The 20474-nt window shown below is 65.7% G+C and carries 16 protein-coding genes; 1 reads left to right on the forward strand and 15 read right to left on the reverse strand.

Features of this window, described 5'->3' with window-relative positions:
- Positions 1-123 precede the first annotated feature (123 nt).
- Positions 124-447, forward strand: a complete 324-nt coding sequence (locus BM190_RS17745) for a KTSC domain-containing protein (protein WP_092257190.1) — start codon at positions 124-126, stop codon at positions 445-447.
- A gap of 30 nt (positions 448-477) precedes the next feature.
- On the opposite strand, the gene fabZ is transcribed toward BM190_RS17745, so the two are convergent.
- The 15 genes from fabZ to dnaE form a co-directional block, all read right to left on the reverse strand.
- A complete protein-coding gene (gene fabZ / locus BM190_RS17750) occupies positions 478-939 on the reverse strand; it encodes a 3-hydroxyacyl-ACP dehydratase FabZ (protein WP_018320213.1) in 462 nt (153 codons plus the stop codon).
- Positions 936-2003 (reverse strand): UDP-3-O-(3-hydroxymyristoyl)glucosamine N-acyltransferase, encoded by a 1068-nt coding sequence (gene lpxD, locus BM190_RS17755; RefSeq protein WP_092257194.1) that lies wholly within the window; start codon positions 2001-2003, stop codon positions 936-938. Before lpxD ends, fabZ begins: the two co-directional genes overlap by 4 nt.
- A 125-nt stretch (positions 2004-2128) precedes the next feature.
- On the reverse strand, positions 2129-4666 hold the full coding sequence (bamA, locus tag BM190_RS17760) for an outer membrane protein assembly factor BamA (protein WP_018320211.1): 2538 nt from the start codon (positions 4664-4666) through the stop codon (positions 2129-2131).
- Positions 4667-4843: 177 nt separating this feature from the next.
- Positions 4844-5995, reverse strand: a complete 1152-nt coding sequence (rseP, locus tag BM190_RS17765) for an RIP metalloprotease RseP (RefSeq protein ID WP_038949774.1) — start codon at positions 5993-5995, stop codon at positions 4844-4846.
- A 44-nt stretch (positions 5996-6039) separates the two neighbouring features.
- On the reverse strand, positions 6040-7263 hold the full coding sequence (gene dxr, locus BM190_RS17770; protein ID WP_092257197.1) for a 1-deoxy-D-xylulose-5-phosphate reductoisomerase: 1224 nt from the start codon (positions 7261-7263) through the stop codon (positions 6040-6042).
- 4 nt (positions 7264-7267) lie between these two features.
- Positions 7268-8110, reverse strand: coding sequence for a phosphatidate cytidylyltransferase (locus BM190_RS17775; RefSeq protein ID WP_092257199.1), 843 nt, complete (start codon positions 8108-8110; stop codon positions 7268-7270).
- Positions 8107-8865: an isoprenyl transferase gene (locus BM190_RS17780; RefSeq protein ID WP_018320207.1), complete on the reverse strand. Its 759-nt coding sequence runs from the start codon at positions 8863-8865 to the stop codon at positions 8107-8109. The genes BM190_RS17775 and BM190_RS17780 overlap by 4 nt, the downstream gene beginning before the upstream one ends.
- A 100-nt stretch (positions 8866-8965) precedes the next feature.
- On the reverse strand, positions 8966-9529 hold the full coding sequence (gene frr / locus BM190_RS17785) for a ribosome recycling factor (protein WP_026202318.1): 564 nt from the start codon (positions 9527-9529) through the stop codon (positions 8966-8968).
- A gap of 70 nt (positions 9530-9599) precedes the next feature.
- Positions 9600-10316 carry a UMP kinase gene (gene pyrH / locus BM190_RS17790; RefSeq protein ID WP_026202317.1) on the reverse strand — a complete coding sequence of 239 codons (717 nt, stop codon included), beginning with the start codon at positions 10314-10316 and terminating at the stop codon, positions 9600-9602.
- A gap of 60 nt (positions 10317-10376) precedes the next feature.
- A complete protein-coding gene (gene tsf, locus BM190_RS17795; RefSeq protein WP_018320204.1) occupies positions 10377-11300 on the reverse strand; it encodes a translation elongation factor Ts in 924 nt (307 codons plus the stop codon).
- Between the two features lie 132 nt (positions 11301-11432).
- Positions 11433-12428: a 30S ribosomal protein S2 gene (locus BM190_RS17800; RefSeq protein WP_018320203.1), complete on the reverse strand. Its 996-nt coding sequence runs from the start codon at positions 12426-12428 to the stop codon at positions 11433-11435.
- A gap of 219 nt (positions 12429-12647) precedes the next feature.
- Positions 12648-15197: a caspase family protein gene (locus tag BM190_RS17805; protein WP_092257202.1), complete on the reverse strand. Its 2550-nt coding sequence runs from the start codon at positions 15195-15197 to the stop codon at positions 12648-12650.
- Between the two features lie 142 nt (positions 15198-15339).
- Positions 15340-15846: a DUF2846 domain-containing protein gene (locus tag BM190_RS17810; RefSeq protein ID WP_244550668.1), complete on the reverse strand. Its 507-nt coding sequence runs from the start codon at positions 15844-15846 to the stop codon at positions 15340-15342.
- A 165-nt stretch (positions 15847-16011) separates the two neighbouring features.
- On the reverse strand, positions 16012-16755 hold the full coding sequence (locus tag BM190_RS17815; RefSeq protein ID WP_092257205.1) for a carbonic anhydrase: 744 nt from the start codon (positions 16753-16755) through the stop codon (positions 16012-16014).
- A 128-nt stretch (positions 16756-16883) separates the two neighbouring features.
- Complete coding sequence (gene dnaE / locus BM190_RS17820; protein ID WP_092257207.1) at positions 16884-20387, reverse strand: DNA polymerase III subunit alpha; 3504 nt, start codon at positions 20385-20387, stop codon at positions 16884-16886.
- Between the last annotated feature and the right edge of the window lie 87 nt (positions 20388-20474).

Here is a 20474-nt window from a genome sequence, read left to right on the forward strand (position 1 = left end):
TTTTCCGGTGGTTAGCGCGACTATGCCCGATCTGTCCAGTGACGTATCATCTCTGCCTGTTTCAAGTACCGGATGAGGTGCCTTCCCGGCTCCTCAACAACTTCATGCGGAGCTTCAGCTTTCATGGTCAGGGCCCTGGCACTTCTGCTCGCACAGCTCGCGGCTGCACCGATCGTGTCCGAGACGGTCGAGACCGGCGAACGCCACCCTATCGACCTCGCGACATTCGAATGCCGCGACATCAACCGCAGCACGGTGCTTCAGCGTGTCTGCTACGACCGTACGCAGCGCGACCTCGTCGTCGCGACTGGCGGCAGCTATACGCGCTATTGCGGCGTCGCGGCCGAGACAGCCGACCGTCTCCTGGGCGCACCGTCCATGGGCCAGTTCTTCAACCAAAACATTAAGCGCGAGGCACCCGGCGGCCGCTACGATTGCGGCGCGTGAGGAATCCGTCCAGCGCGGCCCGCGTGCCGCTCAGTCCGTCAGCATGGCGCCGACGTCGGCTTCCGCAACCACCTGCCCGTTGACCTTGGCGTCGCCGTGAAACCACCACATGGCCTTGCGGCGGCCGACCGAGCGCATGTGATACTCGATGGTATCGCCGGGCAGCACGGGCTTGCGGAATTTGCACTTGTCGATGGTGAGGAAATAGACCGCCCGCGGCTTTTCGGTCCCTTCGACTGACTTGATGCCGATCACGCCCGCGGTCTGCGCCATCGCCTCGATCATCATGACGCCGGGATAGACCGGGCGCTCCGGGAAATGCCCCTGGAAGGCCGGCTCGTTGAAGGTGACGTTCTTGATGCCGATGCCGCTATAGTCGGCGCGGATGTTGATCACGCGGTCGATCAGCAGCATCGGAAAGCGGTGCGGCAGCGTCTGGAGGATGGCATTGATGTCCACCAGCTCGAACTTAACAGGTGATTCCGCCGTCATTCCCGTCCCTCATCCTTCGGATCAGCCCTGCTGTCGCGTACCAAGCGCTCCACCGCGATGATCTCCTTGAACCATTGTTTGGTCGGCTTGGCGAAAAAGCCACCCCAGCGTCCGCCCGGCGGGATGTCGTCCTTGACGCCGCTCATCGCGGTCACCTGGGCCCCGTCCCCGATCTTGAGGTGGTTGTTGATGCCAACCTTCGCTCCGAGTGCCACGTTGTCGCCAATGGACAGGCTGCCGGCGAGCCCGATCTGGGCAGCCAACAGGCAGTGCCGTCCGATCGTGACATTGTGACCGATCTGGACCTGATTGTCGATTTTCGTCCCCTCGCCGATCACGGTGTCGCGCAAGCTGCCGCGATCGATCGTGGTCCCGGCGCCGACCTCGACGTCGTTCTGAATCAGCACCCGCCCGGTCTGGGGCACCTTCAGATGGCCCTCGGGGCCGAAGAAGATGAAGCCGTAGCCGTCCTGGCCGATCGAGCAGCCGGGATGGATCAGCACATTGTTGCCGATCAGGGCGCACTGGATCGCGGTGCGCGCGCCGACATTGCAGTCCCGGCCGATCTTGACGCCGGGCCCGATCACCGCCCCGACGCCGACCACCGTGCCGCTGCCGATCTCCACATCCGGGCCGATCACGGCCAGGGGATCGACGATCACGCCGTCCTCGAGCCGGGCCGAGGGATCGATGATCGCCGACGGCGCGATGCCGTCATTGCCGACCCAGGATTGCGGCCTCAGCGCTTCGCCGTGCCATTCCCGCGCGATCCTGACAAAGGCCCGGAACGGCTGCGCCGCTCGCAGCACGGCCACGTGCGCGGGCACCTGGGGCTCGAAGCGCGGGCTCACCAGGCAAGCGCCAGCCTTGGTCGCCTTGAGCTCATCGGCGTATTTGAGGTTGTCGAAGAACGCCAGATGCATCGGGCCCGCTTCGTCAAGCGAAGCGAGGCCCGTGATGATGTGGCCGCCCCTGGCGGGATCGACCAGCTGCGCCTTGGTCAGCGTGGCGATGTCAGCCAGCGTTGAGGCAGGCGGCTTTGTGAAGAAGGTCGGCTGCGCCATTCCACCCCGTCGCGGTCCGGCTTCGGCATGAAGCGGTCGAGCCGCATCATGCTCCATCTCTTGGATCGGCACGATCCCTTTCGGAAACCGGTTCCAGTGATCCGGATCGTGCCGTGCTGATCGAATTAGAACGTGGTGCCGCCGCCGAACCGGAACTCCTGCGTGCGATCGTACTTGCCCTTGCTGAGCGGCACGGCGTAGTCGAAGCGCAGCGGACCGAACGGCGACTGCCAGATCAGGCCGACACCAACCGACGAGCGGACCACCTTGCTGTCGTCATACACGAGGCCGGTACAGGTTCCGGCGCTCGATGGATTGATCGACGACGGGATACAACCAGGTGCATTGACTTCGTTGGTGCCTGAGACGCCATTAAACGCCCAGCTGGTTGGTCCTTGGTAGTCGTAGAGGCCGCCGGCATCGGCATAAACCGCCCCCTTCAGACCCACTTCCTTCGGCAGGAACCAGAACGGCATCTGCAGTTCGAGCGAAGCGCCCCAGTACTTGGTGCCGCCGAGGGCGTCCTGCGTACCGAACGGATTCAAATCGCGCGGGCCGATGCCGTTCGGAGCAAAGCCGCGGACGAGGTTCGAACCCATCTGGAAGTGATCGAGCATGCGCAGATCGCTGCCCATCTTGTTCAGCATGCCGCTCTGCAGGCGGACGAGGCCGACGATGTCCGACACCAGCGGAGTGTAGTACTTCGCATCGATGACCGACTTCATGTAGGAGACGTCGCCGCCGACGCCGGCGAAATCCTGACGGAAGTCGATGAGCAGACCGTCGGTGGGGTTCTTGTTGTTGTCCAGCGTGTTGTAGGTCAGCGTGTAGCCGAGCGCCGAGGTCAAAGTCTTGCCGTTGGCAAGCTCCTTGCGCACCGGCAGCGAGGCTTCACCGTCGCTGTAGCAGCCGAGGCCGTTGGTGGAGACAAGACTGATACCGTTAGCGGCGGCGTAAGCCGGGCTTGGATTGAATGCCGCTGAGCCGGCAACGTTGTTACAGTTCGCCAGGTAGTTCGGCAGGGTGATTTCCTGCTGGTAGATCGAGTAGCGCAGCTGGAGCGCCAGATCTTCACGCAAGGAGAAGCCGAGGCGCGGCGAGAAGCCGAGCGTCTTGGTGCCGTAGGAGATGTAGCTGTTGGACAGCTGCTGGCGCTGATAGAGGTCGAGGCCGAGCGCGACGCGGTAGTCGAGCAGATACGGCTCGACGAACGACAGCGAGTAGCCGCGTGCGTATTGGCCATAGGTCACCGACGCCTTGGCGAACAGACCGCGGCCAAGCAGGTTGCGCTCGGAGATCGAGACTTCGGCCAGCGCGCCGTCGGTGGTGGAGTAACCGCCCGAGATCGAGAAGTCGCCGGTCGATTTCTCTTCCATGTCGACGATCAGGACGACGCGATCGCTCGACGAGCCGGGCTCCGTCGTGATCTTCACGCTCTTGAAATAGTCGAGGTTCTTCAGGCGCCGCTCGGCACGGTCGACCAGGGCGCGGTTGTAGGCGTCGCCCTCGGAGATATCGAACTCGCGGCGGATCACGTAATCGCGGGTACGCGTGTTGCCGCGCAGGTTGATGCGCTCGATATAGGTGCGCGGACCTTCGTCGATGTTGAACACGACGGAAACGGTGTGCGCCTCGAAATTGCGGTCGCCGCCGGGCCGGACCACGGCGAAGGCATAGCCGCGGCGCGAGGCCTCGATCTGCATCTCCTCGACCGACTTCTCGACCGATTCGACGTTGTAGAGCGAGCCGACATTGACGCGCGAATAGGCGCGCATCGACGAGGGATCGAAGTTCGGAATGCTGGAGCGGAAGTCGATCGCACCGACGCGGTACTGAGATCCTTCCTCGATCTTGAAGGTGACGTTGAAGCCCTTCTTCTCCGGATCGTATTCGGTGAGCGCGGCCACCACCTGGACGTCGGCGAAACCGTTCTTGAGATAGAAGCGGCGGATCAGGTCGCGGTCGGCTTCGACGCGGTCGGGATCATAGATGTCACCGCTGGCCAGGAAGCTCAGCAGGTTCGATTCGCGGGTCTTGATGACGTCCCTGAGGCGATAGGACGAGAATGCGACATTGCCGATGAACTCGATCGACTTGACGCCGGTCTTGGCGCCCTCCTCGATCGTGAAGATGAGATCGACGCGGTTGTTCGGCTGCTCGATGACCTCAGGCGTGACGCGCACGTCGTAGCGGCCGGACCGGCGATAGATTTCAGCGATTCGCAGCGTGTCGGACTGCACCATAGCGCGGGAGAAGGTGCCGCGCGCCTTGGACTGGACCTCAGTGGTGAGCTGCTCGTCCTTGATCTTCTTGTTGCCCTCGAAGGCGATGCGGCCGATCACCGGGTTTTCCACCACGGAGACGACGATCTGGCCGCCGCCGCCGCGGTTGATTCTCACGTCCTGGAACAGGCCGGTCTCGATCAGGGCCTTGAGGCCGTCGTCGATGGCGCCTTGATCCAGGCGGCCGCCCGGACCCGGCTTGAAATAGGAGCGGATCGTCTCCACCTCGACCCGGCGATTTCCTTCGACGGAAATCGACTGCACGGTCTGAGCGAGCGCAGACGAAGACACAAAAACAGCCCCGACCGGGGCAATCACCGGCGCGCCGAACATGATCAGGGTTGCGAGCAAGCCCCCCCGGAGTCGCAGTCCAAACTTCATCGCGCAACGCGCCCTTATCATTCCGAGCCAGACCCAACCCCAACGCCGGTCTGGAAGATTCCCCAAGTTCAGGCCGCTTGTAGCCAATTTCACCGACGCCGCAAACGGCCGAAAGCGCCGTAATTTCAATTTCATTCCAAGACGTTGCTCATCAGCAACGCCACAAAAAAGCCTCCATCAAGATGCCGCCATCCGCAGGATGTCGTTATAGGTCGCAAACACCATCAACATCAGCACCAAACCGAGCCCGATTCGGAACCCCATCTCCTGAGTCCGCTCGGACAGGGGCCGGCCGCGGACGACCTCCGCCGCATAGAACATCAGGTGACCGCCATCGAGCAGCGGGATCGGGAACAGGTTCAGCAGGCCGATCGACACCGACAGCACCGCGCACAGATTGATCACGAACTGGAACCCGGCGCTGGCCGCCTGCCCCGACATCTTCGCGATGCCCAGGACGCCGCTGACCTCGTTGGGATTGCCGTTTCCGACGAACAGAGAGCCCAGGAACTTGAAGGTGCTGGTGATGATGAACCAGACCTGCTCGACCCCGATCTTGAGCGCCTCACCGATGCCCACCGGGGCGGTCGAGGCCTCGCCGGCCTGCGATTTGTGCTCGACGCCGAGCACACCGAGACGGTGGCTGTTGCCGAACGGATCCTTGCGCTCGAGCAGGGCCGGCGTTGCGGTCAGCGAGACGATGGCGCCGTCCCGCTTCACCTGGAAGGCAAGCGCCGAACCCGCATTCATCGCAACGATTCGCTGCATGTCGGCAAAGCTCTCGATCGGCTTGCCGTCGATCTGGACGACGACGTCGCCGATCTTGAAGCCGGCCGCGGCCGCGGCGCCATCGGCGACGACGCCATCGACCCGCGCGATCGTGCTCGGCTTGCCGTAATACAGCGCCATGCCCGCGAAGATCAGCGCGCCCAGGATGAAATTGGCGATGGGTCCGGCCGCGACGATGGCCGCGCGCGGGCCGACCTTCTTGTGGTGGAAGCTGCCGGCGCGCTCCTCGGTCGTCATGGCCGCGAGCGTCTGGGCCGAAGGGGTCGAGGCCTCGCTCTCGTCGCCGAAGAACTTGACGTAGCCGCCGAGCGGGATGGCCGAGATCTTCCAGCGGGTGCCGTGGCGGTCATTGAAACCGACCAGCTCAGGTCCGAAGCCGAGCGAGAAGGTCAACACGCGAACGCCCGCCCAGCGCGCGACCAGGAAATGGCCGAGTTCATGGAAGAACACGACGATCGTCAGGACAAACAGGAAGGGAACCGCGTAGCCGAGGAGCCCATGGCTCAACGTATTGAAACTATGGACAAAAAAGTCGATCATCGAATTCCCTCATCCAGCGCCGCAAGGCCCTGGCCCCGAACCATCTAGGATGCCTTTAAGGCAATTTGAGGCAATAGGGCGGCAGCTCTATTTCGAGCAACATGGTCAACAGAGATTGCATCATCGGCGGACGTCAGGGGGGCCTGGTTCCCGCTGCGGATCCAGTCGTCCAGTGTTGCCTCCACCAGCCGGGCGATCGCGCCGAACCGGATCTTGCCGGCGATGAACGCGGCGACCGCGACCTCGTTGGCCGCGTTGTAGACGGTGGTCGCCCCCTTCCCGGTCCGGAGCGAGTCGAAAGCCAGCCGTAGTCCGGGGAAGCGCTCGAAATCGGGCGCCTCGAAGGTCAGCTGGCCGATCTTGGCGAGGTCCAGCTTGGCCGCCGGCCCCTTGATGCGGTCGGGCCAGCCCAGGCAGTGCGCGATGGGGGTGCGCATGTCGGGCGCGCCGAGCTGGGCCATCACCGAACGGTCGGAGAACTCGACCATGCCGTGAATGATCGACTGCGGATGCACGAGGACGTCGATCTCGTCGGGCGACAGCGCGAAGAGGTACGACGCTTCGATCACCTCGAGCCCCTTGTTCATCATCGACGCCGAATCGATCGTGATCTTCTGGCCCATGCTCCAGTTCGGGTGCTTCAGGGCCTGCTCGAGCGTCGCCTGCTCGATGTCGGCCGGCTTCCAGGTGCGGAACGGGCCGCCCGACGCCGTGATGATGACACGGACGAGTTCGTCCCGATTGCCCGAGGCAAGCGCCTGAAACAGCGCATTGTGCTCGGAATCGGCCGGCAGGATGCAGGCGCCGGCCTTGGCCGCACGCTGCATGAAGAAATCGCCGGCGCAGACCAGACATTCCTTGTTGGCCAATGCCACATGCGCACCGCGATCGACCGCGGCGAGTGCCGGCTTCAATCCGGCAGCGCCGCTCACGGCCGCCATCACCCAATCGGCCGGACGCGCGCCGGCCTCGATCACCGCGCTTTCGCCGGCACCGCATTCGGTGCTGGTCCCGGCCAAGGCGGCCTTGAGCTCGGCGAGCTTGGAGGTGTCGGCGATCGCGACGTAGCGCGCGGAGAATTCCTTGGCGAGCTTGGCCAGCGCTTCGACATTGCCGTTCGCCGTCAGCGCCTCGACGCGATAGCGCTCGGGCGAGGCACGCAGCAGATCCATCGTGCTGTCGCCGATCGAGCCGGTGGCGCCGAGAACCGTGACGCTGCGGACGCTGGACGCCGCAGCCTTGTTATTACGCAATGGAACCGCGCTCATATCCTCACCAAACCATAAGACCGCTTCCGGCGCTATGCACACCATGGCGGAGAAAGCCGATAATCCATGCCGCCAGGATGGCGGCGACAAAACCGTCCAGGCGGTCCAGAAGCCCGCCATGGCCGGGAATTAAGTGACTGGAATCCTTGACACCGAAGCGCCGCTTCACCGCCGATTCGAACAGATCGCCCAGTGCCGACACCACCGAAAGGATGGCGCTGACGAGCAGCAATGGTCCCATCTTTCCGAACCCGCAAGCCGCAAAGCCCACCGCAACCAGAAGGCTTGCGACGAAGCCGCCCAGCGCCCCGGACCAGGTCTTTTTCGGGCTCACGCGCGGCCAGAGCTTCGGCCCGCCGATGCTGCGACCGGCAAAATAGCCGCCGATATCGGTCGCCCAAACCACCAGCAGCACGAACATCAGCGCAGAGAAGCCGTTGAGGAGATCCTTCCGCACCAGGATCGAGGCCAGCAGCGCTGCCGCTGCATAAGCGAATCCGGTCGCCGCCCAGAGGAACTTGCCGCGCGCGATCAGCGTCACGATCGCGCCGCCGACGAGGCCGACGATGATTGAGGTCTTCAGCCCGCCAAAAGCGACGGCGGCCCCCATCATCGCGATGACGATCGTCCCCGCCCCGGTCAGCGCGGCCGAGCCCGCGCCCACCACCGTCAGCCATTCCGCGAACAGCCCGATCGACACCAGGGTGACGAGCAGCGCCCACAGCCAGCCGCCGGCATAAGCGACCGCGATGGTCAGCGGCGCCAGCACCAGCGCTGCGAGGACCCGCATCACCAGATTGTTCGGGGCAGGCTTGGCGCCCACCGGTGCGGCGTCTTGTTCGCTCACGAGGCGGTTTTCGCGACCAGGCCGCCGAAACGGCGCTCGCGCCTGGCGAATTCGGCGATCGCGCTTTCCAGCGCCGCCTTGTCGAAATCGGGCCAGTGGATCGGCACGAACACGAGCTCGCTATAGGCGGCCTGCCACATCAGGAAGTTGGACAGGCGCTGCTCGCCGCTGGTGCGGATGATGAGATCGGGATCGGGAATGTCGGGCGCATCGAGATGCGCGCCCAGCGTTTCGGCGTCGATCGTGGCAGGATCGCGCTTACCTTCCGCGACCTCGCGCGCCAGCTTCTGCGCCGCCTTCGCGATCTCCTGCCGCGAGCCGTAATTGAAGGCGACGACGAGTGTGAGGCGCGTGTTGTCGCGCGTCAGCTCCTCGGCCTCGTTGAGCAGCGCGCAGATGTCGCTCTCCAGCCCATCGCGTTCGCCGATGATGCGGACCTTGACGCCGTCGCGATGCAGGCTGGCGAGATCGTTGCGGATGAAGCGGCGGAGCAGACCGAAGAGATCGCCGATCTCGCTCGCTGGACGCGACCAGTTCTCCGACGAGAAGGAGAAGATGGTGAGGTAGCGGATGCCGAGCTCGTGCGAGGCACGCACGACGCGACGCAAGGCCTCGACGCCGCGGCGATGCCCTTCCGCACGCGGCAGACCGCGCGCGGCCGCCCAACGCCCGTTGCCATCCATGATGATGGCGACATGCGCGGGCGCCTCGGACCGATCGGGTCCTTCCGTTGCGGGCGCGGCGGCGTTCGACATTGAAGGTGGCCTTAAAGCATGATCCGGAAAAGTGCGAAGCGGTTTTCCGAAAAGATCATGCGCTTACAATAACCTGAAGCGCGATGACATTCATCGCGCTTCAGACGGTGAGGATTTCTTTTTCCTTGGCGGCCAGCAACTGGTCGATTTCGGTGATCGTACCGTCGGTCGCCTTCTGCACCTCGTCGGCGTGGCGCTTCTGGTCGTCCTCGGACATTTCGTGATTCTTCTCGAGCTTCTTGAGCACGTCGAGGCCATCGCGGCGGACGTGGCGCGCGGCGACCTTGGCGGCTTCCGCATATTTATGCGCGACCTTCACCAGTTCCTTGCGCCGTTCCTCGTTCAGCTCGGGGATGCGCAGGCGCAGCACCTGGCCTTCGGTCGCGGGCGACAGGCCGAGGTTGGAATCGACGATCGCCTTCTCCACCGCCTTGACCATCGACTTGTCCCAGACCTGCACCGAGATCAGGCGGGGCTCCGGCACGCTGACGGTGGCGAGCTGATTGAGCGGCATGTGGCTGCCATAGGCATCGACCTGCACCGGATCGAGCATCGAGGCGGAGGCGCGCCCCGTCCGCAGGCCGCCGAGCTCGTGCTTGAGGGACTGGACGGCGCCCTGCATGCGGCGCTTCACTTCGTTGAGGTCGAAAGTACCGGTGGGCATCACGTTTCTCCTTCAAGATCCCGGCGACCGCTCCCGCGACCTTCCCTAAAGGCGCGCGACGGATGAGCGGTCAGCCGGCGACAATGGTTCCGTGGCCGACGCCACGTAGAATCGCGCCGATCGAACCCGGCTCCGCGATCGAGAATACGATGATAGGCAGAGACGTCTCGCGGGCAAGCGCGAAGGCGGTCGCATCCATCACCTTGTAGCCGCCCTCGATCGCCTGCGAATGGGTCAGCCGGTCAAACCGCGTGGCGGACGGATCCTTCTTCGGATCGGCCGAGTAGACACCGTCGACATTGGTCGCCTTCAGCACCGCCTGGGCGCCGATTTCGGCGGCGCGCAGCACCGCGGTCGTATCGGTGGTGAAGAACGGATTGCCGGTTCCGCCGCCGAGCAGTACGATCCGGCCCTCCGCGAGATATTTGTGCGCCGCAGTGCGGGTGAACAGCTCGGAAATCTCGGGCATGACGAAGGCCGACAGCGTGCGCGCCGGCGTGCCCTTGCGCTCGATCGCCGCTTCCAGCGCGAGGCAGTTCATCATGGTGGCGAGCATGCCCATGGTATCGCCGGTCGGGCGCGACACACCGCGGGAGGAGACCTCGACGCCGCGCACGATGTTGCCGCCGCCGATCACGACTGCAACCTCGGTGCCGAGCTTGCGGGCCGCGATCAGATCGTCCGCAACCCGGTCGACGGTCGGCTGATCGATGCCAAAGCCTTGCTGTCCCGCGAGATATTCGCCGGACAGCTTGATCACGACGCGACGATAGACCGGATCAGACATGAGCACTTTCCTTGTCCGAGCGCCGCTTCCGGCGGCACGCCGGAAGGAACGTTCCGGCGCTTACTTCTTGCCGCTGGCCGCAGCGACCTCGGCCGCGAAGTCGCTTTCCTGCTTCTCGATTCCCTCACCGAGAGCATAGCGCACAAAGCCGGCGATCTTCACAGCGCCGCCGACCTTGCCTTCGGCTTCCTTCAACGCCTGCGCCACCGACTTGCCGGTGTCGTGGATGAAGGCCTGCTCGAGCAGGCAGACTTCCTTGTAGTAGGTCTTGAGGCCGGACTCGACGATCTTCTCGATCACGTTCTCGGGCTTGCCCTGCTGGCGATATTTGTCGGCGAGCACGTCCTTCTCGCGCTTGACGACCGCCGGATCGAGGCCGGACGGATCGAGCGCCAGCGGATTCGCGGCGGCAATGTGCATCGCGATCTGGCGGCCGAGCGTTGCGAGCTCATCGGCCTTGCCGGGCGATTCCAGCGCCACGATCACGCCCATCTTGCCGGCGCCCTCGACGACCGCGCCGTGGACGTAGTTCGACACCACGCCCTGGCTCACTTCGAGCGAAGCTGCGCGGCGCAGCGTCATGTTCTCGCCGATGGTGGCGATCGCGTCATTGATGGCGGCTTCGACGGTGACGTCGCCGACCTTGGCGGCCTTGATCTTCTCGACATCGGAGCCGGCGTCGAATGCGACCTGGGCGACCATCTTGACGAGGCCCTGGAACTGACCGTTGCGCGCGACGAAGTCGGTCTCGGAGTTGACCTCGACCACGACACCCTTGGTGCCCTTGGTCAGGGCGCCGATCAGGCCCTCGGCCGCGACGCGGCCCGACTTCTTGGCGGCCTTGGACAGGCCCTTCTTGCGCAGCCAATCCTGCGCCGCTTCCATGTTACCGTCGTTTTCGGTCAGCGCGGCCTTGCAGTCCATCATGCCCGCGCCGGTCGACTCGCGCAGGTCCTTGACCATCGCAGCTGTGATCGTTGCCATCGTTGAAAATCCTTTGTGCCTGCTGGTTCGCCGCGGCGTGGCATCGAAGCGCCCCGCCGCGGTCCATCTCAGGGATTCGCGTCAACTGAAATGGTGGCCGGATCTTGTCCGGCCAACCCATCGCTCTCTTGACTATTCCGCTTCCGCGGTCAGCGCCTTGGCCTTGGCCACCCAGGCGTCCGCACGGCTCGGCAGACCGACTTCTTCGCCGATCGTGTGCGCGGTGTCGTGATCGAGCTCGGCGAGCTGCCAGAAGTGGAAGATGCCGAGGTCGTTGAACTTCTTCTCGATCGCACCCGACACGCCCGGAAGCTTCTTGAGGTCGTCGGCGGTGCCGCGCGGACCTGCGAGGCCCTGGAAGCCGCTCGACGAAGCCGCCGGCAGCTCTTCAGCGAGCGGACGGGCCGAAGCGCCGACGTCGATACCCGAATCGCCCTGGGCGCGGGAGATGCCGTCGATCGCGGCCCGCGCGATCAGGTCGCAATAGAGCGCGATCGCACGACCGGCGTCGTCATTGCCCGGCACCACATAGGTGATGCCCTTCGGGTCCGAATTGGTGTCGACGATCGCAGCGACCGGGATGTTGAGCCGCTGGGCTTCCTGGATCGCGATGTCTTCCTTGTTGGTGTCGATCACGAAGATCAGGTCGGGCAGACCGCCCATGTCCTTGATGCCACCGAGCGAGCGGTCGAGCTTGTCGCGCTCGCGCTGAAGCGTCAGGCGCTCCTTCTTGGTGTAGGAGCTGGCATCGCCGCCCGAGAGCACGTCGTCGAGGTGACGCAGACGCTTGATCGAGGCCGAGATCGTCTTCCAGTTGGTCAGCGTGCCGCCGAGCCAGCGCGAATTGACGAAATACTGCGCGCAGCGCTTGGCAGCGTCCGCGACGCCGTCCTGCGCCTGGCGCTTGGTGCCGACGAACAGGATGCGGCCGCCCTTGGCGACCGTGTCGCTGACCGCCTGCAAGGCGTTGTGCAGCATCGGCACGGTCTGCGCGAGGTCGACGATGTGAATGTTGTTGCGAGCGCCGAAAATGAACGGAGCCATTTTCGGATTCCAGCGGTGAGACTGGTGACCAAAGTGCACGCCAGCTTCAAGCAGCTGACGCATGGTGAAATCGGGTAGCGCCATCGTTCTAATTCTCCGGTTGGTTCCTCCGGAAACGTGTGAGCAAAACGGAGCGTCCTCGCCCCGGTTGCCACCGGACGGCCTTGTGAGCCATGTTTCCGTGTGAGATGGCGCGCTATATAGCGCCATTTCGGCCAGAAGCAAGGAAATAAGGGCCGTTCAGAGGCGGTTTTCGCCTCGAGAGGCCCTTTCCCTGGAGACCGGGCCTCTCCTAGCACCCGATTAGCATCTGGGCTGGTTCGGCGGGCACTTCTTGGCCGCCGGCGGCGGAGGTGCGGGACGCGGCGGAGGCGGCGCGGCCGGGCGCGGTGGGGGTGGTGGCGCAACGGCCATACGCGGCGGCGGCGGGGGTGCCGGTCGGGCCACCGGCGGCGGTGGAGCGGGCCGCGCCATGGGCGGAGGCGCCGGCCGCGCGACGGCAACCGGAGGAGCCGGGCGTGGCGGCGGAGGTGCGGCCATCCTCGGTGGCGGCGCCGACACATGCGGCGGGGGTGGTGGCGTGGGCCGCGCCACGGCCTGCGGCCGCGGCGGCGGTGCAGCCGGCCTGGCCGCCTGCGGCGGGGCCGCAGATGGCAAATGCTGCGGCCTGATCGGCTCACGTGCCGCTGAAGGCGGCGGCGCGATCGGCCTCCCGGCCGCGGCCGGAGGTGTCGCCGGCGCGCCTGCACCGGCGGGCGGCGAGCCAGCAGGCTCACGGGTCGCAGACTTGGCGCGATCCGCAGGCCCGGTGCCGGGCGGCGTCTGCGCCACCGGCGGCCTGGGGGGCTGGCCGGGCACAGCAGTCGGGTTGGTCACGGCGGGCGCAGCGGTTGCCGGCGCGGCAGCCGTTGGCGCATTGGAATGAGCAGGCAGTGTTGTGCCGGGACCGGCCGTTGTGCCGGGAGCAGCTGTGGTCGGCGCCGCCGGACGAGCCGGCGGTGTCACACCGGGTGCGGTCGCCGTCGGCGGTACGGGCCTTCCGCCCGGCAGAGGCCCTGCCCCCGCTGGCGGTGGCGGCGGGCCGCCATGGGCACCAGGAACCGGCAGCGTGTTGGCCTGGGGCAGCCTGGTCTGCGGAGCAAGTGTCGGCGCCGTCTGCGGCGCAGCCGTTGGCGCTGCGGTCGGCGCGACTGCCGTGGTCGGCGTCACCGGAGGCGCGCCGGGCCTCGCCGTCGGCTGGATCGTCGCGCTTGGCGGCATCGGCGCCTTGCCCTGCTGGATCAGCGCGGCGCGCTGCACGACCGCCTGCGGAACGGCAGGCCCGGCTGGGTTGGCACGGCCGGCAATCGCTGGCGCCAGATTGCCCGGTCCGGCCCCTGCCCCGGTAGCCGGTGCTGGTGCCGGCAGGCGGTTGATCACGGTGTTGATCACCGTCGTATTATGGATGTTCTGGTAGATGATGTTGTTCGGCGGCGGCGCGACATAGACCGGCGGCCTGACGAACACCGGGATCGGCACGAACACCGGCTGCGGCAGCACGAACAGGCCGACCACGGGCAGCGGCGGCGGCAACACGACGAAATCCGGCGGCGGCGGCGGCAGATAATAGACCGGAGGCGGCGGTGGCGGCGCGAAGCCGAAATCGGGATCGCTGAAATACAGCACCGGACGGTCGACATAGACCACCTCCTCCGGCGGCGGTGGCGGCACGTCGTAGTCGATCATCGCAAAGCTCGGCGGCGGCTCGGCCGGCGCCGTGAGGATCGCGAGGCGCCGGCGCGCGTCCGCCGCATGCGGCCCGCGCGGATAGCGGCGCAGATACGACCAATAGGCTTCCGGCGTGTCGTTCCGGTAAGTGCGTCGCCAGGTGATCGCTTCGCGGCGCGCCGCGACGATCGCCATCACGCGCTTCGCCAAGGGATCGCCGGGATAGGCGGCGAGAAACTCCTCATAAGCCGGCAGCGTGTCGCGCTCGAGCGCGGCGGCATAGGCATCCCGCACGCCGAGGTCGCGGATCGGCTTGCTCCGGATCGCGGCGACCTGGTCGGGCGCGGCCTCCGGCGGCGGCGCGTCGGGTCCGCGCTCGAAGAACGAGAATGGCGCCGAGATCTTCTGCTCGTTCCAGGGTACCTGCGCGCCCTTGGAGGCCTCGTTGACGCGCAGGCGAACGCGGTCGAACACCTCAGGCAGCGGCAGGCCGCCGGTCCGGATCATCTCGGCGAGCGACTGGGCGTAGATGCCGTAAGGCCCCGGCTCCTCCGGCGCGACCGTGCCGGGCGCGGCGTTGAACGCGATCAGCATGTTCGGCTCGGGCTCGACCAGCGCCAGACCGCTCGCGATCGGCTGGCCGCCCTCGATGAAGGGCTGCGCGCGGGCCGCGTCGAGCACGACGATGTTGGCCTTGAGCGGGATCGAGGCGAGCTGGCGCACATAATCACTGATCCGCAACGCCTCGGTCGGAACGTCGGTGTCGCGGGTGATGTTGGAATCGACCGGGATGAAATAGTTCTCGCCGGCAAGCTGCACGCCGTAGCCGCCGAGATAGATCATCGCGACCGTGCCCGGCCCCGAGGCCTGGGCCTTCTGGATGAAGTCGCGAAAACTCTTGCGCAGCGTGTCGCCGTCGAGATCTCGGGCACCGACGACGTCGAAGCCGGCCGCCTGCAGCGTCTGCGCGATCAGGCCGGCGTCGTTCGCAGTCGTTGCCAGCGGCGACTTGGCATAAGCGCCGTTGCCAACCACGAGCGCGATGCGCTTCTCCTGCTGCTGCGCGTTTGCTGCTCCCGGCGTGCCAGCGGCAAGGGCCACGATCGGCAGGAGAAGGCAAATGAAGACTCGGAACGTCCCACGCATGGCTTGCTTGCCCGCTACTGTAGTTGAGGTGCCACCACGCATGAGGCGCGCAGCCGGCTGAACGGCGGTTGAACGAAAAGCTCGGATTGAGGCAGTGGCGTGGCCACGCCGCTGCTGGCGTCCGCTTCAGGTCAGCCTCACCTTACTCCACAGCTTGCAGCTCGGCGAGCTTCGTTCGCGCGGTCGCCTCGTCCAGCGCAATGAGTTCGGCCGGCCCGGGATTCGCCTCTCCTGCCGTCGCGATGGAAACAGCCGCAAGCCCGACCAGGCCGCCGAGGACCGCGCCGCCCGTCGCGGCGTCGTGCCTGGGGCTGCTCTTGATGAGATAGAAATGCGTCCGGCCGGCTTCCATCACGATCTCGCGCTTGGTGTCGCCCGGAAACATCAGCTCCGTCACCAGCAATTCATGGCGACCCGCGGGACGATCGGCATAGGCATATTTCCCGGCGACGATTTTGCCGAGTGCAGCACCGTCGAGCTTCACCTCGCAGGCGCAGATCGCCATGCTGAGGCCATTCCGCTTGTCCTGGAGCAGGACGACGCGGGAGTGCCCGGCGCGCGGAGGCCCGACCTTTCTTGACACAGAGGCAAAGTCGGTCCCGACCTGATCGCTGACACAGCCCACCAGCATCACACCAATGGCCAACAACAACGCGCCCCGTCGCAGCATCGCACACCCCAGTCCATTCCCCGGGATTCATGCTAGCTGGAATCAGCGACAGGTCGCAACAACGCCCGGCAACCATCGCGTGGATGGCGCGGGCCGGGCGTCGGAGCTGCTGCACACGACGCCCGATGCTCCAAACGCCGGGCTTTAACCCTGGGCAATCAACTCGACGGTCCCTGTACGCAACCGATAGATACCGCCGACCACCTTGAGCTTGCCCTGTTCGACCGCTGCGTTGAGAAGCGGGGCGGCCGATTTCAGCTTGGCAACGTTGTCGATGACGTTCTGGCGAATAGCGTTGTCGAGCGCGTTTCCGCTCTGCTGGGCCGCCGTCTTCACCGAAGGTGCGATCGCCGCGACCAGCGTCGGGATGTGTCCCGGCAGCGGCTTGTCGTCCTTCAGCGACTTGATGGTCGCATCGACCGCGCCGCAATTGTCGTGGCCGAGCACCAGGATCAGGGGCGTGCCCAGCACGGCGACGGTGTATTCCATGCTCGCAACCGTCTCGTCGCCGGCAAAGTTTCCGGCAACGCGGCACACGAACAGATCGCCGCGTCCGCTGTCGAACGCATATTCGGGCGCGATGCGCGAATCGGCGCAGCTCAAGACGGCGGCGTAGGGATTCTGACCGCCGACCAGCGCTTCGCGCTCATGCGTGAAGTCGTGGCGGCGCGACACACCCGACACATAGCGCGAATTGCCCTCCATCAGCCGCTTGAGCGCCGCATCGGGCGAAAGCACGTTCTGGGGTTTGGGCGGCGCCTTCGCCTCCTTGGCTAATGCGGTCCCGCCAAACGCCGCCACTCCGAGTGCCGAAGCGGCAAGAAGCATCATCGAGCGCCGGGAGGGGGCAACCGATTGATGCAGATTTTCAGAGCATTTGTCGCACATGGCTGTTGTTCTTCCTGGCTTCGCCGATCGAGATTCTCGGAACAACAACTAATAGCTGCGTGCGAGCGACTTCGAAACCGGGCGGGAGCCAAATAGTTAAGCTTTGGTTTGCGGGGGCGCCGGCAATGTCAGAGCTGCTGCACGTCCACCACGCCCGCGACCGCCTTGATCGCGCCGGCAATCTGCGGCGAAACCTTGAAACGGCCGGGCAGCTTCATCTCCACCTCGGTCTCGAGGTCGAGCATCATCACCAGCGAGACCTCGCCGTCGCCATTGGAGCGCGGCGCGATACCGGGACTGCCGACCTTCGGCGCGGCGCCGTTCGAGGCGGCCATGTCGGGACCGGCCAAGCGCTTGGCGATCGATTCCAGCGGCTTGGTGTCGCGCAGGAAGATGCGCAGGCCCTTCTGCGTCTTGGCGGCGGCGTCATCCAGCGGCTCGGCATGCAGCACGCGGGCGCGGACGTCCTCGCCCTGCAGCTCGGCGCCGAGCTGCAGCAGCACGGCAGCGCCCGGCTCCAGCACGTCGCGATATTGCGCGAGACCTTCGGAGAACAGCACCGCCTCGAAGTGGCCCGTGGGATCAGAGAGTCCCATGATGCCCATCTTGTTGCCGGTCTTGGTGCGCCGCTCCATGCGCGAGACCACGGTGGCTGCGACCTTGCCGGCGGTGGCGCCGGTCTTCACCGCGCGCGAGAACTCGGCCCATGACTGCACCCGCAGCCGCTTCAGCACGGTGGCGTAATCATCGAGCGGATGGCCCGACAGGAAGAAGCCGACGGCGTCGTATTCGCGGCGGAGCTTTTCGGCCGGCAGCCAGGGCTCGATCTGCGGCAGCATGATGGTCGGCGCATCCGCCGACATGCCGAACATGTCGTTCTGGCCGATAGTCTCGGCCTGATGCGCGCGCTGGCAGGCGGCCAGGATCGAGTCCGCGCCGGCGAAGACGCGGGCGCGGTTCGGCTCCAGCGTGTCGAACGCGCCGGCGGCGGCGAGACTTTCGATGATGCGCTTGTTGATCGCGCGCGGATTGACCCTTGCCGCGAAGTCCGCGAGCGAGGTGAACAGCCCGCGCTTGGTGCGCTCCTCGATGATCTGCTCGATCGCCTGGATGCCGACGCCCTTGAGCGCTGCGAGCGCATAGTAGATGACCTTGTCGCCGACCTCGAAGGTCGCGCCGGAGCGGTTGATGTTCGGCGGCTCGACCTTGATGCCGAGGCGCTGCGCCTCGGAGCGGAATTCGGAGAGCTTGTCGGTGTTGTTGAGATCGAGCGTCATCGACGCCGCGATGAACTCCACCGGATAATGCGCCTTCATATAGGCGGTGTGATAAGACACCAGCGCATAGGCCGCCGCGTGGCTCTTGTTGAAGCCGTAGTCGGCGAACTTCGCCAGGAGCTCGAAGATGGTCTCGGCCTGCCCCTTCGGCACGCCGTTCTTCACCGCGCCCGCGACGAAGATGTCGCGCTGCTTGTCCATCTCGGCGCGGATCTTCTTGCCCATGGCCCGGCGGAGCAGGTCGGCGTCGCCGAGCGAATAGCCCGACATCACCTGCGCGATCTGCATCACCTGTTCCTGGTAGATGATGACACCGAAGGTCTCCTTCAGGATCGGCTCCAGCACGGGATGCAGATACTCCGGCTCCTCGTCGCCGTGCTTGCGCGCGCAATAGGTCGGGATGTTCGCCATCGGACCCGGGCGATACAGCGCCACCAGCGCGATGATGTCTTCGAAACGGTCGGGGCGCATGTCGACGAGCGCGCGCCGCATGCCCTGGCTTTCAACCTGGAACACGCCGACCACCTCGCCGCGCGCCAGCATCTGGTAGCTCTCGGCGTCGTCGATCGGCAGCGTCGCGAGATCGACGTCGATGTTGCGCGGCTTGAGCAGCTTGCAGGCGACATCGAGCACGGTCAGCGTCTTCAGGCCTAGGAAGTCGAATTTGACGAGGCCCGCGGGCTCGACCCATTTCATGTTGAACTGGGTCACCGGCATGTCGGATTTGGGATCGCGGTAGAGCGGCACGAGCTCGCTCAATGGGCGATCGCCGATCACGATGCCGGCGGCATGGGTCGAGGCGTGGCGGGTGAGGCCTTCGAGGCGCTGGGCGATGTCGAAGGCGCGCGCCACGATCGGATCTTCGTCGCGGAACGCCTGGAGTTTTGGCTCGCTTTCGATTGCGGCCGCGAGCGTGACGGGCGCGGCCGGATTCTGCGGCACCAGCTTGGTCAGCTTGTCGACCTGGCCATAGGGCATCTGCAGCACGCGGCCGACGTCGCGCAGCACTCCGCGCGCCTGCAGCGTTCCGAAGGTGATGATCTGCGCGACCTGGTCGCGGCCGTAGCGCTCCTGGACGTACCTGATCACCTCGCCGCGGCGGTCCTGGCAGAAGTCGATGTCGAAGTCCGGCATCGAGACACGTTCGGGATTGAGGAAGCGCTCGAACAGCAGGCCGAACTTGATCGGGTCGAGGTCGGTGATGGTCAGCGCCCACGCCACCAGCGAGCCTGCGCCGGAACCGCGGCCCGGCCCGACCGGAATGCCCTGGCCCTTCGCCCATTTGATGAAGTCGGACACGATCAGGAAGTAGCCCGCGTATTTCATGCGCATGATGACGTCGAGCTCGAACGCCAGGCGCTTGCTGTAATCCTCGTCCGTCGTGCCCTGCGACAGGCCGTGGACCCGCAGGCGATTGGCGAGCCCCTCCTCCGCCTGGCGCTTCAGCTCCGCGGCCTCGACTGCAGCGGCATCCGAGCTCGACGCAGCGCCGACGGTGAAGAACGGCAGGATCGGCTTGCGCGTCATCGGGCGGAACGAGCAGCGCTCGGCGATCTCCACCGTCGAGGCCAGCGCCTCCGGAATGTCGGCGAACAGCACCGCCATCTCGGCGCGGGTCTTGAAACGATGATCCGGCGTCAGCTGCTCGCGCTCGGTCTCGGCGATCAGCCGCCCGCCGGCAATGCACAGCAGCGCGTCATGCGCTTCGTAGTCGTCGGTCGCAGCGAAATATGGCTCGTTGGTCGCGACCAGCGGCAGTCCCTTGGCGTAGGCGATGTCGATCAGGCCGCTTTCGACGCGCCGCTCCTTCTCGGTGTTGTGGCGTTGCAATTCGATGTAGAGGCGGTCGCCGAACAGGCCGGCCAGACGCTCGCAGCGCAGGGCGGCAAGCTCGGCATGACCGCCGGCAAGCGCCAGCGAGATCGGCCCGTCGGGTCCGCCCGTCAGCGCGATCAGCCCTTCGGTCTCGCCCTCGAACCAGTCGAGCTTGACGAACGGCGCGTGGCTATCCGGCGACTCGAGGAAGGCGCGCGAGTTGAGCCGCATCAGGCTGCGATAGCCGCGCTCCTGCGCGGCCAGCAGCACCACGCGCGACGGCCCCATCGCGTTGCGCGCATTCGGATCCTGGTCGCCGAAATCGATCGCCAGCTCGCAGCCGACGATCGGCTGGATGCCGGAGCCCGCCATCTTGTCGGAGAACTCCAGCGCACCGAACAGATTGTCGGTGTCGGTCAGCGCCAGCGCCGGCTGGTGGTCCTTCTTGGCAAGCTCGGCCAACTTGGCGATCTTGATCGAGCCCTTGAGCAGCGAATAGGCCGAGTGAACGTGAAGGTGGACAAATCCGGCGCTCGGCATGGTCGCGTGACGGCCTCTTGCAGATGGAATGGAGCGGTCGCCGGCTCCTCAAAGGCATCATGCACTCGCCATTTGCCTTCGCTTGCC

The organism is Bradyrhizobium sp. Rc3b, from assembly GCF_900114915.1.
In the GTDB taxonomy this organism is placed as follows: domain Bacteria; phylum Pseudomonadota; class Alphaproteobacteria; order Rhizobiales; family Xanthobacteraceae; genus Bradyrhizobium.

Excerpts from the sequence above, each read along its gene's own strand:
- BM190_RS17745 (WP_092257190.1), top strand. The coding sequence starts at position 124 with ATGGTCAGGGCCCTGGCACTTCTGCTCGCACAGCTCGCGGCTGCACCG.
- lpxD (WP_092257194.1), bottom strand. The coding sequence starts at position 2,003 with ATGGCGCAGCCGACCTTCTTCACAAAGCCGCCTGCCTCAACGCTGGCT.
- bamA (WP_018320211.1), bottom strand. The coding sequence starts at position 4,666 with ATGAAGTTTGGACTGCGACTCCGGGGGGGCTTGCTCGCAACCCTGATC.
- pyrH (WP_026202317.1), bottom strand. The coding sequence starts at position 10,316 with ATGTCTGATCCGGTCTATCGTCGCGTCGTGATCAAGCTGTCCGGCGAA.
- dxr (WP_092257197.1), bottom strand. The coding sequence starts at position 7,263 with ATGAGCGCGGTTCCATTGCGTAATAACAAGGCTGCGGCGTCCAGCGTC.
- fabZ (WP_018320213.1), bottom strand. The coding sequence starts at position 939 with ATGACGGCGGAATCACCTGTTAAGTTCGAGCTGGTGGACATCAATGCC.
- BM190_RS17805 (WP_092257202.1), bottom strand. The coding sequence starts at position 15,197 with ATGCGTGGGACGTTCCGAGTCTTCATTTGCCTTCTCCTGCCGATCGTG.
- BM190_RS17815 (WP_092257205.1), bottom strand. The coding sequence starts at position 16,755 with ATGTGCGACAAATGCTCTGAAAATCTGCATCAATCGGTTGCCCCCTCC.
- tsf (WP_018320204.1), bottom strand. The coding sequence starts at position 11,300 with ATGGCAACGATCACAGCTGCGATGGTCAAGGACCTGCGCGAGTCGACC.
- BM190_RS17780 (WP_018320207.1), bottom strand. The coding sequence starts at position 8,865 with ATGTCGAACGCCGCCGCGCCCGCAACGGAAGGACCCGATCGGTCCGAG.
- dnaE (WP_092257207.1), bottom strand. The coding sequence starts at position 20,387 with ATGCCGAGCGCCGGATTTGTCCACCTTCACGTTCACTCGGCCTATTCG.
- frr (WP_026202318.1), bottom strand. The coding sequence starts at position 9,529 with ATGCCCACCGGTACTTTCGACCTCAACGAAGTGAAGCGCCGCATGCAG.
- BM190_RS17800 (WP_018320203.1), bottom strand. The coding sequence starts at position 12,428 with ATGGCGCTACCCGATTTCACCATGCGTCAGCTGCTTGAAGCTGGCGTG.
- rseP (WP_038949774.1), bottom strand. The coding sequence starts at position 5,995 with ATGATCGACTTTTTTGTCCATAGTTTCAATACGTTGAGCCATGGGCTC.